We start from the raw sequence: 14,690 nt of genomic DNA, 5'->3' as shown, positions 1-14,690 counted from the left end.
CGCGAAGCCGCTCAAGCCTTCGAGAGAAGTGTATGTCGCGCGACGTGAAGAAGGTGGTCCTCGCTTATTCGGGCGGGCTGGACACCTCGGTGATCCTGAAGTGGCTCCAGACCACCTACCAGTGCGAGGTGGTGACCTTCACCGCCGACCTCGGCCAGGGCGAGGAGCTGGAGCCGGCGCGCAAGAAGGCGGAACTGCTCGGCATCAAGCCGGAAAACATCTTCATCGAGGACGTGCGCGAAGAATTCGTGCGCGACTACGTCTTCCCCATGTTCCGCGCCAATGCGGTGTATGAGGGCCTGTACCTGCTGGGCACCTCCATCGCCCGCCCGCTGATCGCCAAGAAGCAGATCGAGATCGCCCGCAAGGTCGGCGCCGACGCCGTCTCCCACGGCGCCACCGGCAAGGGCAACGACCAGGTGCGGTTCGAATTGGCCTATTACGCGCTGGAGCCGGAGATCACCGTGATCGCGCCCTGGCGCGAGTGGGACCTGACCTCGCGCACCCGCCTGCTGGAATTCGCCGAGGCGCACCAGATCCCGATCGCCAAGGACAAGCGCGGCGAGGCTCCGTTCTCCGTGGACGCCAACCTGCTGCACTCCTCTTCCGAGGGGAAGGTGCTGGAGGATCCGGCCGAGGACGCGCCGGAATATGTCTACCAGCGCACCATCTCGCCGGAGGCGGCCCCTGACGCCGCGACCGTCATCACCATCGCCTTCGAGAAGGGCGACGCGATCGCCATCAATGGCGAGGCGCTGAGCCCGGCCAGCCTGCTCGCCAAGCTCAACGAGCTGGGCAAGGCCAACGGCATCGGCCGGCTGGACCTGGTGGAGAACCGCTTCGTCGGCATGAAGTCGCGCGGCGTCTACGAGACCCCCGGCGGCACCATCCTGCTGGCGGCCCACCGCGGCATCGAGAGCATCACGCTCGACCGCGGCGCGGCGCATCTCAAGGACGAGCTCATGCCGCGCTATGCGGAGATGATCTACAACGGCTTCTGGTTCGCGCCCGAGCGCGAGATGCTGCAGGCCGCCATCGACCACTCGCAGCATTATGTGACCGGCGAAGTCACCGTGAAGCTCTACAAGGGCAACGTCACCGTGATCGGCCGCCGGAGCCCCTACTCGCTCTACAATCAGGAGCTGGTGACCTTCGAGGAAGGCGCCGTCGCCTACGACCATCGCGACGCCGCCGGCTTCATCAAGCTCAACGCCTTGCGCCTGCGTACCACGGCCGCTCGCGCCCGCAAGGCTCAATAAAGCTTGGAGTTGTAGACCCATCCTCCTGCGGGCGGTAGCCCTGTAACGGAGGATGGGTCCATGGGTCAGGCCTTGGACGAGGCCGCTCAGGCTGCGCAAGAGGGCGTTGGCACGGACGACACCGCCGCGGCGAATGCCGCCGGGGCGGACGATGATCTGTTCGACTTCGCCAAGGCCAACCGCGAGCGCCGCCTTGCCGCCGAGGCCAAGCGCGCCGCCGCAGAGGCCGCCGCAAAGGCCCCGCCGGAACCCGAACCCGCGCCAGAACCCGCCCCGGCCGCCGCCGAGGAGGAAGAAGACCCGTTCGATTTCTCCAAGGCCAACCGCGAACGCCGCCTTGCCGCCGAGGCCAAGCGCGCCGCAGCCGAAGCCGCAGCGAAGGCCCCGCCGGAGCCCGAACCCGCGCCAGAACCCGCCCCGGCCGCCGCCGAGGAAGAAGAAGACCCCTTCGACTTCTCCAAGGCCAACCGCGAACGCCGCCTCGCCGCCGAAGCCAAGCGCGCCGCAGCGGAGGCCGCCGCAAAGGCCCCGCCGGAACCCGAACCCGCGCCGGAACCCACCCCGGCCGCCGCCGAGGAGGAAGAAGACCCGTTCGACTTCTCCAAGGCCAACCGCGAGCGCCGTCTCGCCGCCGAGGCCAAGCGTGCCGCCGCAGAGGCCGCCGCAAAGGCACCGCCGGAACCCGAGCCCGCGCCGGAATCTGCCCCGGCCGCCGCTGACGAGGAAGAAGACCCCTTCGATTTCTCCAAGGCGAACCGCGAACGCCGCCTCGCCGCCGAAGCCAAGCGCGCGGCAGCGGAGGCCGCCGCCAAGGCTGTCCCGGAACCCGAGCCCGCGCCTGAACCCGCCCCAGCCGCCGCCGAGGAAGAAGAAGACCCGTTCGACTTCGCCAAGGCCAATCGCGAACGCCGCCTTGCCGCCGAGGCTAAGCGTGCCGCCGCCGAGGCCGCCGCAAAGGCCCCGCCGGAGCCCGAACCCGCGCCTGAACCCACCCCGGCCGCCGCCGAGGAGGAAGAAGACCCGTTCGATTTCTCCAAGGCGAACCGCGAACGCCGCCTAGCCGCCGAAGCCAAGCGCGCGGCAGCGGAGGCCGCCGCCAAGGCTGTCCCGGAACCCGAGCCCGCGCCTGAACCCGCCCCAGCCGCCGCCGAGGAAGAAGAAGACCCGTTCGACTTCGCCAAGGCCAATCGCGAACGCCGCCTTGCCGCCGAGGCTAAGCGTGCCGCCGCCGAGGCCGCCGCAAAGGCCCCGCCGGAGCCCGAACCCGCGCCTGAACCCACCCCGGCCGCCGCCGAGGAGGAAGAAGACCCGTTCGATTTCTCCAAGGCGAACCGCGAACGCCGCCTAGCCGCCGAAGCCAAGCGCGCGGCAGCGGAGGCCGCAGCGAAGGCTGTCCCGGAACCGGAGCCCGCGCCTGCCGCCGCCCCAGCCGCCGCCGAGGAGGAAGAAGACCCGTTCGACTTCGCCAAGGCCAATCGCGAACGCCGCCTCGCCGCCGAGGCCAAGCGCGCGGCAGCAGAGGCCGCAGCGAAAGCTGCTCCGGAGCCCGAACCCGAGCCCGTCGCCGCATCTGCCGCTGAGGAAGAAGAAGAAGACCCGTTCGACTTCGCCAAGGCCAATCGCGAGCGCCGCCTCGCCGCCGAGGCCAAGCGCGCGGCAGCGGAGGCCGCCGCAAAGGCTGCCCCCGAACCCGAGCCCGAGCCCGCGCCTGCCGGGGCGGCTCCCGCCGCTCCTGCGGCCGAGGCCGCTCCGCCCACCGCCCCGGAACTCGGCGATGAGGACGCGGACGACGAAGACGATGATGAGGACGACGACGGCGTCGGCTTCGACATCGCGGCCGCCGCGAACGAGGACTATGACGCCGCCCCGGTCGTGGTCGCACCGGCGGCGATGGCCGGACAGGCCAAGCGGCGGTTCCGCCTGCCCGGGCTCAGGCTGCCACGGCTCGGCCTGCCCCGGCTCAAGCTGCCCAAGCTGAAAGTCCCCAAGCTCAAGCTGCCGAAGCCGAAGCTGCCGGCGATCCCGCTGCCGGCGAACCCCAAGCTCAAGTGGCTCAAGCCGGTCATCATCGGGGTCAGCGGCCTGCTGGGGGTGACGGTGGTGCTGGGGGCCGGCGCCTTCCTGGCCCGCGACATCATCTCGGCGGAAGCCTGCGGACGGGCGGGCCTGCTATGCCCGCCGGACCCGATGACCTACCGGAACATAAGGACCGCCGAGATCCAGGCCGACCAGGTGCGCGACAGCATGCGCGTGACCGTCAACGGCCAGGTGGTGGAGATCGCCGACGCCAACCGCCCGACGCGTTGGGTCCCCATCCTGCCGCTGCTGAAGGCCGGCGAGAACATCATCCTCGTCCAGATCGACACCCGCACGGGCCCAATCTGCACCGGCAATCTCAGCCTGCGGGTCAATGGGGAGCACATGCCCAACCTGTCCCACCGCTGGGCGCTGGAACTGGCCGACGGCATGCCGGGCAACTGCCTCACCCAGGTGCTCAACGTCTCGCTGAAGTGACCGCTCAGGCGGTCTTGCGGAACACCTTGGCCTCGATCTCGTCGCCCGCCGCGCCCACCAGGCCGGCGGGGTCGGTGGAGATTTCAAGGTCCGGCTCGGAGATCCGCACCGCCCGGCCCGGCGCCGGGCGCGGCCGCAGCAGGGCGAAGGCGGCAAGCCCGGCTACCGCCATGCCGGGGATGACGATGGTGAAGGCCTCGGCCGGCTCGGAGAAGGCGCTGGCCACCGTGGTGCCCAGCAGGCCGCCGCCGATCTGCAGGAAGCCCATGGCCGCCGAGGCCGCCCCGGCGATGTGCGGGAAGCCGGACAGGGCGCTGGTGGTGCCGCCCGGCAGCAGCAGGGCGATGCCGAAGGCCCACACCGCCACCGGCAGCATGGCCGCGACCGCCGAGCCGGGGAAGATGCGGATCGCCACCGCCATCCCCGCCGCCGCCACCAGCACGATGGCGAGCCCCACGGGGATCAGCGCGTCGGCCTTGAAGCGCCTGAGCAGGCGGCCCGTCACCAGCGATCCGGTCATGAACGAGCCGGTCTGGCAGATCATCGCCAGCCCGAACTGCACCGGCGTCAGGCCGATATGGTCGATGAGCACGAACGGCAGGATGGCGGCGAGGGTGTAGATGCCGCCGAGCGTGAAGCCGATGATGAGGCTCGGCCGCAGGAAGCGCGGATCGGACAGCAGCGTCCGGTAGTTCTTCACCACCCGCCAGGGATGGGCATGGGCACGGTCCGGCGCCCGGTTGGTCTCCGGCACGAACAGCGCCAGCAGGGCCACCAGCACGAGGCCGTAGATCACCATCACCAGGAAGATGGGCTGCCAGCCCAGGGTGGAGAGGATGGCCCCGCCGATGGTCGGCGCGATGGCCGGGCCGATGGCCAGCATGGTGGCGATGAGGTTCATGATGCGGGCGGAGGGCTGCCCGGTGAACTGGTCGCGCACGATGGCCCGCGACACCGCCGGCCCCGCCGCCACGCCGACGCCCTGGAGGCCGCGGCCGATGATCAGCCAGGTGATGTCGGGCGCGAAGGCGGCCACCACGCTGCCGATGAGATAGATGAGAAAGAAGCCGAGCGCGGTCGGCCGGCGGCCGAAGGCGTCGGAGAGCGGGCCGCAGGCGAGCTGGGAAAAGGCGAAGCCGAAGAAATAGACCGAGAGCGTCAGCTTCAGCATGGCCGGCGTCGTATGGAACGCCGCCACCAGCGCCGGCAGCGCGGGCGTATAGAGCGACATGCTGATGGGGCCGAGCACCACGATCATCGCCCCGATGGCCGCGGTGCGGGTTTCGCTCATGACTGGCTTCATGCATCCTCCGGCGCGCGGGCGCACCGCACCAGATTGGCCCGCAGGTGTTCGAGGGTGGCGCGGAACGCCGCCACCTGGTCGTCGGACAGGCCCTGGAGCGTCTCGGCGCGGGCCTCCGCCGCCACGGCGGTGATGCGCGCCATCAGCGGCGCCGCCGAGGGCGTCAGGTTCACGAGCTTGGCCCGCCGGTCGCTTGGGTCCGGCTCGCGCCGAACCAGGTCGTGCGCCTCCAGGCGGTCCAGCGAGGCAACCAATGTCATGGGTTCGACGTTCATCTTCTCGGCGAGCGCGGTCTGGCGCAGGCCCGGATGCTGGTTCACATAGACCAGCGTGCGAGCCTCTCCGGAGGTGATGCCAAGGCCCGCCTGCTCGAACGCGCGCTCCGTGCGCGCGCGATAGAGCCGGGCGACCTCAAAGAGAACAAAACCGAGCGGTGTTTCGGACATATTAAGTCTTTCTTACTATAAGCATCACTTATGATCAAGGGCGATGCATGCGCCCTTCAGCCTGCGACTGTCGCACGTCAGGCTTGCGGGGACGAACAGCAACGTAGGTTGACCTCGCGGTTGTAAGGACGGACAAGAACGCAAGCGCTGGATGCGCCGCCGCTGCCGCAGAGCGCGACCGCAGCCGGCCCCTCGTCCTAAAATGTCGAGCCCCTGCGCGGGACGGGAGGAGACGTGCGAGAAGCGCTCCGTCACAAGCTTCGCAAGTTCCAGGACAGCCGCACCATCGCCCAGCAGATGACGCTGCTGATGGGCTGCGTCTGCCTGCTCGGCCTCGGCCTCGTCTCGCTCGCCGCCGCCCGCCTGAGCGGCACGGAGGTGGCCGAACGCATCAAGCACGACATGGTCATCACCGCCTCCGGCCTCGCCGACCGCCTGGACATGGACATGTTCGAGCGCTACCGCGAGATCAAGATCCTCTCCGGCATGTGCCCGCTGGAAGGGGCGGCGGACGGCGCGCCCGCCCAGTTGCGCACCGTGCTGGACCGTATCCAGTCCTCCATGCGCTATTTCGCCTGGATCGGCTTCGCCCGGCCGGACGGCACGGTCGTTTCCGCCACCCAGGGCATGCTGGAGGGCGCCTCGGTCGCGGCCCGCCCCTGGTTCAAGCAGGGTCTCGAAGGCCCCATGGTGGGCGACGTGCACGAGGCCGTGCTGCTGGCCAAGCTATTGCAGACGGCGCCGAGCGACGAGCCCGACCGCTTCGTCGATATCGCCTTCCCCATGCGCGCGCCGGACGGCCGGCTGCTCGGCGTGCTCGGCGCGCATCTCGCGCTGCGCTGGGCGGAAGGCCTGCGGCAGACCGCGCTGGCGGCCCGCGCCGGCACCGACGTCTACGTGGTGTCCGCCGACGGCAAGGTGCTGCTCGGCCCCAATGTGGGTGCCGCTGCCTTCCCGGCCGAGCGCATCCGCGAGATGGCCCATGCCAAGGCCGGCGCCTTCATCGAGGACAGGGACGGCCGGAAGCTGCTCACCGGCTATGCCGCCGCCGACGGCGAGCAGGATTATCCCGGCCTCGGCTGGATCGTGGTCGCCCAGCAGTCCACCGAAATCGCCTTCGCCTCGGCCTATAACCTTGCCTTCACCATCATCGGGCTCGGCGGCATCATGCTGCTGGTCTGCGTCGGCCTGTCCGCCTGGCTCGCCGCCCGCATCGCCCGGCCGCTGGACGCGCTGACCAAGGCGGCGGACGAGATCGGCCGCGACCCCCATGTCACCATGCTGCCCCGCCAGCGCGGCAGCCTGGAGGTGATGCGCCTGTCCGGCGCGCTGCGCGCCCTGATCCGGCGCCTCGGGTCCTCGGAACTGCGCTTCGAGCTGTTCTCCCGCCAGCACGATGCGGACATCGCCGCGCTGAAGGAGCTGGCCGACACCGATCCCCTGACCGGCCTGCTCAACCGCCGCTCCTTCCTCCAGGTGGCTGACGTGGCGCTGCAAAGCGCCCACAGCCTCGGCCGCCTCGGCATCCTGATGGCCGACATCGACCACTTCAAGCTGGTGAACGACACCCACGGCCACCCCGCCGGCGATGCGGTCATCAAGCATGTGGCCAGCACGTTCAGCGCCAACCTGCGGGCACACGACCGCATCGCCCGCTTCGGCGGGGAGGAATTCGTCGCCCTGCTCCAGGATACGGACGAAGCGTCCATGATGGCGCTGGCCGAGCGCATCCGCAGCGCCATCGGCGCGACGCGGGTGGTGTTCGAGGGCACCGCCATCGACGTCACCATTTCCATCGGCGCGGCCCTGGCCGAGGACCAGGACCGCGACGTGGACGAGGTGATCGAGCGCGCCGATCTCGGGCTCTATGAGGCCAAGAATTCCGGCCGCAACCGGGTCGCCCTCGCCACGCGCGAGGCGGCGGGCGCCGCCTAACACTTTGATACGGAACGTGCTCTAGGCCGCGCCGGTCAGGAAGGGATTGGTGGCGCGCTCATCGCCGATGCTGGTGACCGGGCCGTGACCCGGCAGGCACACCACCTGGTCGCCCAGGGGCAGCAGCTTGGCGGTGATGCCGGCGATCAGCAGGTCGGGGTCGCCATAGGGAAAGTCGGTACGCCCCACCGAGCCGCGGAACAGCGTGTCGCCGACCACGGCGATGCCGCTGTCCTTATGCACGAACACCACATGGCCCGGCGTGTGGCCGGGCACGTCCAGCACGTCGAGCAGCAGGTTGCCGACGCTCACCGTGTCGCCCTCCTTCAGGTAGCGCCCCGGCGTCACCGGGCGGGCGCCCGCCATGCCGAAGCGCTCGGCGGCGGCCACCAGGCCGTCCAGCAGGAACTGGTCGGCCGCGTTCGGCCCTTCGATGCCGACGCCCAGCGTCTCCGACAGCTCCGCCGCGCCGGCGGCATGGTCCATATGACCGTGGGTAAGCAGGATCTTCTCCACCGTGACGCCGGTCTCCTTCAGCGCTTCCTGGATGCGCGGCAGGTCGCCGCCCGGATCGATCACCGCCGCCTTCATGGTGGCGGTGCACCACAGGATGGAGCAGTTCTGCTGGAACGGCGTCACGGGCACGATGGCGATCTGGATCGGCTGCATGGGATCTCCACGGGGCGGGATCGGCCGCGCGCGCGGCGCGGCCGGACGGCATGCGCCCTTCAGAGCACGAAAGGCCGGGAATGGAAACCGCCGGGCGCGCTCACTTCCGCGTCGCCGTGACCGGCCCGGCCGGCGAGAAGCCGATGCGGCCGTTCACGCCGTCGAACAGCACCTTGTAGTAGCGGAACACGAGGCCGCCGGAATTGAACCCCTTCACGCTGCCGTGCGGCGGCTCGTAGCGGTAGCGGTTCAGCCACGCCTTGCGGCCGCTGGTGACGGAGAGCGCCATCGCCCCCGCGACGCTGGTGGTGACCGTGTGCCCGCGCGGGATGCCGGTGTGCAGCAGGGCTGGATCGAGGCCGGGCGTCTCGAAGCTGCCGGAGCCGGCTCCGGTGTCGAACACCGTCACCCCGCAGCCGGGCGGGTCATCGTCCACCGAAAAGCAGGTGGGGATGCTCTTGGTGTTCCAGGCCTTCAGGCCCTGCGGCTGGCGGCCGTCCTCGGGCGCGAAGGAGGCGAAGGCGAAGCCCGCCGTATTCGCAGGCGTCAGCCCCACCTCGATGCGCGGCGCGAGCGCCCGGTCGGCGCGGTCGTTGGCCACCACGATGAAGCCGGTGGCGAGGGCGCCGGGCAGTTGCGCCAGCGGGTTGAACACCGGCACCGCGCTGTAGGCGACGCCCATGACACCCGCCTCGGTCGGTTTCCACTTCGGGCAGTTCGGCACCTCCGGCTTGCAGGTGATGGACTGCACCACATGGATGGCGATGGGCTCGGCCGTCGCCACCGCCGGCGATGCGCCGGGGAAGGCGACGAGCGCATAGCCGAGCACGCCGGTGAGCACGTTGCCGCTGGTGTAGGAATAGGTGAGCGGAATGTCGGTGAGCGTCACCTCCGGGCCCAATGCCTCCTGGCGGATGCGCAGGCCGGTGGAGCCGGTGTCCAGCAGCACCGTGCCGCCGGAGCCGCCCCCGGCGGTGACGCGGACGAAATTGGTGAAGCCGGAGCGATCCGGGCGGGCCACCAGGGGAATGCTGGCGCTCTGCGGTGCCGTGGCGGCGCCATCGCCCGCCTGGGCCCAGGCCCCGCCCGCGCCCAGCGACGAGAAAAGCGCCAGGGCCAGGGTACAGGCCCGGCCCGCGCCCCCGCGGGCAGGACCGGCGGACCACGCCTTTCCGGCCGCGCGCCCCGGCGCACCCGCCTGCCCTGCCTCGATCCCTGCCTGTGGCATGTGCATGGCCCCCGCCCCGGTGAGAGCGGGAGCCATAGCAGCCCGGACCGGCGAGGCAAGCCCCGTGATACCGCCCGAGGACGCCGTCAGGCGGCGAGCGTGGCGCCGGCCTCGGCGGCATTGGCGAGGGCCACCAGGCGCGCCACCATGGGCGAAGCGGGGTCCGCCAGTTCGTTGACGATGGTGAAATGGTTGGCGCCCGGCACCTCGACGCTGTCCGCCGCGACGCCCTGGGCCGTCCAGGCGGCGGCCAGATCCCGGCTCTGGCGGCGGAACTCGGCGCTTTCCTCAGCTCCCACATAGGCCGAGAAGGTGCGGCCCGCGGGCACGGGCCAGAAGGCCGGAGACAGGCGGCGCGCCTCGGCATCGTTCAGCCGCAGCGCCTCGTTGAGGCGGGTGGAGACCAGCGGCTCCAGTTCATAGACGCCGGACAGGCCGAGGCCCGCCGTCACCATGTCGTCGGCGCCGCGCACGTCGATGTCGTGCCAGCGGGTGGCGGTCAATGCGGCGGCCAGGTGCCCGCCCGCTGAGTGGCCGCTCACCACCATGCGGCGCTTGATGCGGTGGTGCAGGCACACGGCCGCGCCGCGCGCCTGGGCGATGATGTTGCCCACCGGCACGTGGGGCGCGAGGTCATAGCCCGCCAGCGCCACGGCGACGCCGTGGGCGAGGCAGCCCTGCGCCACGAAGCTTACCTCGCGCGGGTGCTGGCGCTGCCAGTAGCCGCCGTGGAAGAACAGCACCACCGGCGCCTGCCGGTGGGTGTCGGGCCACAGGATGTCGAGCACCTGCCGACCCGAGGGGCCGTAGGGAATGCCGAGATCGGCGGCGGGCACGTCCCCGCGCAGACGGGCCGACCGGGCAATCCAGTCGGCGACGATGTCCGGATGGTTCGGAACGCGGGCCCGATTGTCATATTCGGTTTCGTAGTCCAAGCGGAGTCCCTCCGTTGCGTTGGCCAAGCGGTGCGCGGCCGTGTGGAGCGCGGGCCGGATGTCAGGGGGCCGCGCCGATGGGCGGCCGGCGGCGTCCAGGGAGCGGCCGGGCGGCCGCGTCCCCGCTCAAGCCCCGGATGTCCCGCGCGGTTCCGCGAAGGGCCGGGAATGGTCGGGCGTCTGGCCCGCATCCCCGGAGGGCGCAGGCCGGCTCAGTCGTGCTCACCATGAGCGTTGCGGATACGCCGCACCACCCACCATACGGCGATAACGGCCACAGGCACAGCCACCGCCGTGACCGCGCCCGGATTGATGTGCAGGCCGAAGCGCTCGTCCCACCCGCTGGTATGGATGCCTTCCGCCAGCAGATGGACGAGGCTGGCCACATAATAGGAGATGGCCGCGACCGACAGCCCTTCCACCGTGCGCTGGAGGCGCAGTTGCAGCCGGGTGCGCTCATTCATGGAGGTGAGCAGGTCGCGGTTCTGCTGCTCCAGCTCCACGTCGACGCGGGTGCGCAGCAGGTCGGCGCTGCGCGCCAGCTTGGCGGAGATGTTGGACTGGCGCTCCTCCACCGTCTGGCAGGTGCGCATGGCCGGCGCCATCCGCCGCTCCAGGAACTGCTGCCAGGTGGGGAAGCCCGGCACCACCGTCTCGCGGATGGTGATGAGGCGCAGCCGCACGATCTCCTGATAGGCGCGGCTGGCGCCGAAGCGGAACAGCGAGGCCGCCGCCCCCGCCTCCAGCTCCGCCGCCAGCGCCACCAGTTCGTCCAGCAGGCGGTTGTTGGCGGCAAGGCCCATGGAATGGGTCATCTCGCCGGTGGCCTGGGCGAGGCGGGCCTCGATCTTGGAGATGGTGGGCGAGAGCTTCTGCGCCTCCGGCAGGCCGAGCAGCGCCAGCGTGCGGTAGGTCTCGATCTCCAGCAGCCGCTGCACCAGCGCGCCGGCCGCTTCCGTGCCCAGGCCCCGGTCGCGCAGCAGGATGCGCACGAAGCCCGCCGGGTCCGGCTTGAAGTCGGTGGCGATCTCGGCGGCGCCGTCATTCACGTCGGAGCGCGCCAGGCTCGCCCGGTCGAACACGCCCTCGAGCTGCATATCCTCCATGGAATCCGTGACGAGATGCAGGTCCACCGCCACCAGCAGCGGCCCCGGCTGGGGCAATTGGGTGAGCGGGCTCGCCAACGTCGCCGCCGGCGGGTGGAACGGCAACTGGCCGGGGGTCGCCTCCACCGCGGGCAGGTCCCAGGTATAAGTGGAGAATTCCGCATGCGCCTCCCAGCGCAGCGTGGCGCCGCCGAACGAGACGCGGTGGTGCTTGGCGCCCGGCAGCGGGCCCGGCGCACCCCGGCTGGTGCACAGCTCGGTCACCATGGCGCGCTCGGCCTGCGCCTCAGCGGGCGAGGTCAGGAAGGCGACGTGGAGGAAGCGGCGCGGCGTCTCCACCGGAAAGAACGGCCGGGCATGCAGTTCGCCCAGCACGGCGGCCCTGAGCGGATGGGCGAGGAGCAGCCGCCCCTCGCCGAGATCCGCGCCGTCCGGGCGGGCGTCGCCGCGGGCCGTTTCTGTCAGTCCCGCTCCACCCTGCTGCTCGACCATCCTGCGCCTCCGTGCCCTCAGGTGCTGACATGAAGCCGCGGCCAAGACAAGCTGGCAGCTGCGCGCAGGCCGCGCGGGCCGGGGCGCGCCGGTGCCGGCACGAGTCCGTCACCGGAACTTCACTTGCGGAAACTTTGGAAACCGATATGGTTTCCTTGGCTTCCAAAAACGCGAGGCCGGTCAGGGCCGCCGTCGCACGCAAGGGGGATGAGGACCATGGCACAGAGGGTGGATGTTCCGGTTCTGATTGCCGGCGGCGGGCCGACCGGCCTGTCGCTCGCCATCATGCTGCGGCGGTTCGGCGTCGATGTGCGCGTCATCGACCGCAACGCGCAGGCGGCGACCGTCTCCAAGGCGCTGGCGGTGTGGAGCGGCAGCCTGGAGGCGCTGCACGCCATGGGCGCTGTGGCTGAGTTCGAGGCCGACGGCGCGCGGCTCAACTCGCTGATCGTCGGCGACGGCGCCAAGCCGCTCGCCGCGCTCGCGGTGGGCGAGGGCATCGACAGCCCCTATCCCTTTCCGCTGCTGCTGCCGCAGTCCCGCACCGAGGAGATCCTCACCGCCCGGCTCGCCGAGCTCGGCGGCACGCTGGAGCGCGGCGTGGAACTGGCCGCCTTCTCCCAGGACGCGGACGGCGTCACCGCCCGCCTCACCCATGCGGACGGGCGCGAGGAAGAGGTGCGCGCGGCCTACATGGTGGGCACCGACGGCGCCCGCAGCACCGTGCGCCGCACCCTGGACATCGCCTTCGACGGCTATACCGAGCCGCAGATGTTCCTGCTGGGCGACGTCAAGATCGACGGCGGCGCCCTCGACCATCGCAGCATCTACATCTGGTGGCACAACGGCGCCACCGTCGCCCTCTTCCCGTTCGAGACCCACACCTGGCGCATCTTCGGCGCGCGGGCGGACGCCACCAACGAGGCCCCGCCCACGCTGGAGGAATTGCAGGCCTACATGGACCGCCACGGACCGCCCGGCTGCAAGCTGCGCGATCCCACCTGGCTGTCCGCCTTCCGCACCAACGAGCGGTTGGCGGCCAAGTACCGCGTCGGCCGGGTGTTCATCGCCGGCGATGCCGCCCATATCCACAGCCCGGCCGGCGGCCAGGGCATGAACACCGGCATGCAGGACGCCTTCAACCTCGCCTGGAAGCTCGCCTCCGTGCTCGCCGGGCGCGGCGACGCAAGCGTGCTGCTGGACAGCTACGAGGCCGAGCGCCGGCCGGTCGCCCACGATGTGGTGAAGGGCGCGGCGCAGAAGCTGCACATCGCCTTCGCCGGCAACCGCATCACCCAATTGGTGCGCGATCTGGCGGTGACCGTGATGGGCAATCTCCCGGCCGCGCAGAAGAAGCTCCAGACCGAGCTGTCGGAGACCGCCGTCACCTATCACGACGGCCCGCTGGTGGCGCTCGGCGCGCCGCCGCGCAGCCCGAGCCGCACCGAGGTCGGCACCCGGGCGCTCGATGCCGTCTTCTCCGATCCGGCCACCGGCGCCAGCGCCGCCTTGTGGCCGCTGATCGGCGGCACGGCGCACACACTGCTGCTGTTCCCCGACGCCGCCACTCCTCTCACGGTGGACGCGGCGACGGTGGGCTGCGGCGATGCGCTGCGCGTCGTCTCGCTGCCGCCGGCCAGTGATCCGCAAGGGCTGGTGCGCGAGCGCTACCGCATCACCAAGCCGGGCTGGGTGCTGGTACGGCCGGACCAGGTGATCGCCGCGCGCGGCCCCGCCGGCGACCTCGCCCCGCTCGCCAACTACCTGGATCGTGTGGTACGGCCCGCGCCTGGCGCGTCGGCGGCCTGAGCGCGTCCTCCGGCCGGCACGCGCCAGCGCGTGCCGGCCGGGGTTCTTCCCAGCCCCGGGCCGCCAAGCAAGGAGGCCATCGCCATCGTGCCGGACCCGCTGCCGCCCATCGACCTCGACGACGGCCCGGCCGGGCGCATCCTGGCGACCGCCCGCGAGATCATGCTGCGGGAGACCTACAGTGGCCTCACCATGGACGGCCTCGCCTTCGCGCTCGGCATGAGCAAGAAGACCATCTACCAGCATTTCCCCTCCAAGCAGGCCATCGTCTCCGCCATCATGGCCGCCACCGGCGACACCGTCCGCCGCCGGGTGATGGAGCTGCTGGCCGCGCCGACGCCCTATGCGGACAAGCTGGAGGCGGTGTTCCGCGTCATCGCCTCCTATTTCGCCACCATGTCGCCGGCCTTCGTGCACGACGTCGAGCGCCACGCGCCGCACGTCTTCGCCGAGATCAACGCCATCAAGGAGCGCAACATCCCGCTGGTGTTCGGCCGGCTGCTGGCCATGGGGGTGGAGGAAGGCATGGTGCGCGCCGACATCGACGTGGCCTTCCTCACCGAATACTGGCTCCAGATGGTCAAGGCGGTGCACGAGCCGGCGCTGCTCACCCGCACCGGCACCACTCCCCGCGAAGCGTTCGAGAAGGCGCTCGACCTGTTCTTCTGCGGCCTGCTGACGCCGGAGGGCCGCGCCCGCACCCGCTGGGCCGCCCCCGCGTCCGAGCGCGGCTAGGTGGTGTGGACAGTTACCTGATCCACAGGACGATGGCAGCGATTGTGACGATGGCGAGGTAGTTTCGCGCGGTCTTCTCGAAGCGGGTCGCGACACGCCTGAACTGCTTGAGCTTGGAGAAGCAGCATTCGATCAGGTGGCGCTGAGCGTAGAGGTGCCTGTCGAGGCTATGCTTCCTGGCGCGGGATGGATTGGACGGGATGACCGCCTGCGCGTTCCTTGCCGCGATTGTGGCGCGCAGGGCGTCGCTGTCATAGGC

At 70.8% G+C, this 14,690-nt stretch carries 12 protein-coding genes; 5 read left to right on the top strand and 7 right to left on the bottom strand.

The annotated features are described in order from the left end of the window. Positions 1 to 32: 32 nt before the first annotated feature. Together YU1_RS0114660 and YU1_RS29575 are read left to right on the top strand one after the other, a co-directional pair. Complete coding sequence (locus YU1_RS0114660; protein WP_029004712.1) at positions 33 to 1,259, top strand: argininosuccinate synthase; 1,227 nt, start codon at positions 33 to 35, stop codon at positions 1,257 to 1,259. 60 nt (positions 1,260 to 1,319) lie between these two features. After that, positions 1,320 to 3,773 carry a hypothetical protein gene (locus tag YU1_RS29575; RefSeq protein WP_035715455.1) on the top strand — a complete coding sequence of 818 codons (2,454 nt, stop codon included), beginning with the start codon at positions 1,320 to 1,322 and terminating at the stop codon, positions 3,771 to 3,773. A gap of 4 nt (positions 3,774 to 3,777) precedes the next feature. Here YU1_RS29575 and YU1_RS0114645 read toward each other — a convergent pair whose 3' ends face one another. Beyond that, entirely contained in the window at positions 3,778 to 5,064 is a 1,287-nt protein-coding gene (locus YU1_RS0114645; RefSeq protein WP_245263338.1) for a multidrug effflux MFS transporter, read from the bottom strand. Positions 5,065 to 5,072: 8 nt separating this feature from the next. Continuing rightward, positions 5,073 to 5,522 carry a MarR family winged helix-turn-helix transcriptional regulator gene (locus YU1_RS29570; RefSeq protein WP_035715452.1) on the bottom strand — a complete coding sequence of 150 codons (450 nt, stop codon included), beginning with the start codon at positions 5,520 to 5,522 and terminating at the stop codon, positions 5,073 to 5,075. Positions 5,523 to 5,756: 234 nt separating this feature from the next. On the opposite strand from YU1_RS29570, the gene YU1_RS0114635 reads away from it, so the two are divergent. Then, positions 5,757 to 7,457, top strand: a complete 1,701-nt coding sequence (locus tag YU1_RS0114635) for a sensor domain-containing diguanylate cyclase (RefSeq protein ID WP_029004710.1) — start codon at positions 5,757 to 5,759, stop codon at positions 7,455 to 7,457. 21 nt (positions 7,458 to 7,478) lie between these two features. Here the strand turns inward: YU1_RS0114635 and YU1_RS0114630 are convergent, their stop codons facing one another. The 4 genes from YU1_RS0114630 to YU1_RS0114615 all read right to left on the bottom strand — a co-directional run bounded on the left by YU1_RS0114630 (position 7,479) and on the right by YU1_RS0114615 (position 11,887). After that, on the bottom strand, positions 7,479 to 8,126 hold the full coding sequence (locus YU1_RS0114630; protein WP_029004709.1) for an MBL fold metallo-hydrolase: 648 nt from the start codon (positions 8,124 to 8,126) through the stop codon (positions 7,479 to 7,481). A gap of 100 nt (positions 8,127 to 8,226) precedes the next feature. After that, positions 8,227 to 9,354: a hypothetical protein gene (locus YU1_RS0114625; protein WP_156922152.1), complete on the bottom strand. Its 1,128-nt coding sequence runs from the start codon at positions 9,352 to 9,354 to the stop codon at positions 8,227 to 8,229. An 86-nt stretch (positions 9,355 to 9,440) separates the two neighbouring features. After that, entirely contained in the window at positions 9,441 to 10,289 is an 849-nt protein-coding gene (locus YU1_RS0114620; protein ID WP_051356882.1) for an alpha/beta hydrolase, read from the bottom strand. A 212-nt stretch (positions 10,290 to 10,501) separates the two neighbouring features. Continuing rightward, the gene (locus YU1_RS0114615; RefSeq protein ID WP_084539885.1) at positions 10,502 to 11,887 is read right to left on the bottom strand and encodes a DUF3422 family protein; all 1,386 of its coding nucleotides are present in this window, start codon (positions 11,885 to 11,887) and stop codon (positions 10,502 to 10,504) included. A 216-nt stretch (positions 11,888 to 12,103) separates the two neighbouring features. On the opposite strand from YU1_RS0114615, the gene YU1_RS0114610 reads away from it, so the two are divergent. Both YU1_RS0114610 and YU1_RS0114605 read left to right on the top strand, forming a co-directional pair. After that, positions 12,104 to 13,696 (top strand): FAD-dependent monooxygenase, encoded by a 1,593-nt coding sequence (locus YU1_RS0114610; RefSeq protein ID WP_029004705.1) that lies wholly within the window; start codon positions 12,104 to 12,106, stop codon positions 13,694 to 13,696. Positions 13,697 to 13,783: 87 nt separating this feature from the next. Next, positions 13,784 to 14,431, top strand: a complete 648-nt coding sequence (locus tag YU1_RS0114605) for a TetR/AcrR family transcriptional regulator (protein WP_156922150.1) — start codon at positions 13,784 to 13,786, stop codon at positions 14,429 to 14,431. 13 nt (positions 14,432 to 14,444) lie between these two features. Here the strand turns inward: YU1_RS0114605 and YU1_RS0114600 are convergent. After that, a partial coding sequence (locus YU1_RS0114600; RefSeq protein WP_029004703.1) for an IS5/IS1182 family transposase occupies positions 14,445 to 14,690 on the bottom strand: 246 nt, incomplete at its 5' end.

The sequence above is a fragment of the Azorhizobium doebereinerae UFLA1-100 genome, from assembly GCF_000473085.1.
GTDB classification, from domain to species: Bacteria; Pseudomonadota; Alphaproteobacteria; order Rhizobiales; family Xanthobacteraceae; genus Azorhizobium; species Azorhizobium doebereinerae.
The sequence above is the reverse complement of the archived record's forward strand: the minus strand, read 5'-3'. Positions and strand labels throughout refer to the sequence as shown.

What these genes read in the sequence shown, in the direction of transcription:
- YU1_RS0114660 (WP_029004712.1), top strand. Translation starts at nt 33, where the DNA reads ATGTCGCGCGACGTGAAGAAGGTGGTCCTCGCTTATTCGGGCGGGCTG.
- YU1_RS29575 (WP_035715455.1), top strand. Translation starts at nt 1,320, where the DNA reads ATGGGTCAGGCCTTGGACGAGGCCGCTCAGGCTGCGCAAGAGGGCGTT.
- YU1_RS0114645 (WP_245263338.1), bottom strand. Translation starts at nt 5,064, where the DNA reads ATGAGCGAAACCCGCACCGCGGCCATCGGGGCGATGATCGTGGTGCTC.
- YU1_RS29570 (WP_035715452.1), bottom strand. Translation starts at nt 5,522, where the DNA reads ATGTCCGAAACACCGCTCGGTTTTGTTCTCTTTGAGGTCGCCCGGCTC.
- YU1_RS0114630 (WP_029004709.1), bottom strand. Translation starts at nt 8,126, where the DNA reads ATGCAGCCGATCCAGATCGCCATCGTGCCCGTGACGCCGTTCCAGCAG.
- YU1_RS0114625 (WP_156922152.1), bottom strand. Translation starts at nt 9,354, where the DNA reads ATGCCACAGGCAGGGATCGAGGCAGGGCAGGCGGGTGCGCCGGGGCGC.
- YU1_RS0114615 (WP_084539885.1), bottom strand. Translation starts at nt 11,887, where the DNA reads ATGGTCGAGCAGCAGGGTGGAGCGGGACTGACAGAAACGGCCCGCGGC.
- YU1_RS0114610 (WP_029004705.1), top strand. Translation starts at nt 12,104, where the DNA reads ATGGCACAGAGGGTGGATGTTCCGGTTCTGATTGCCGGCGGCGGGCCG.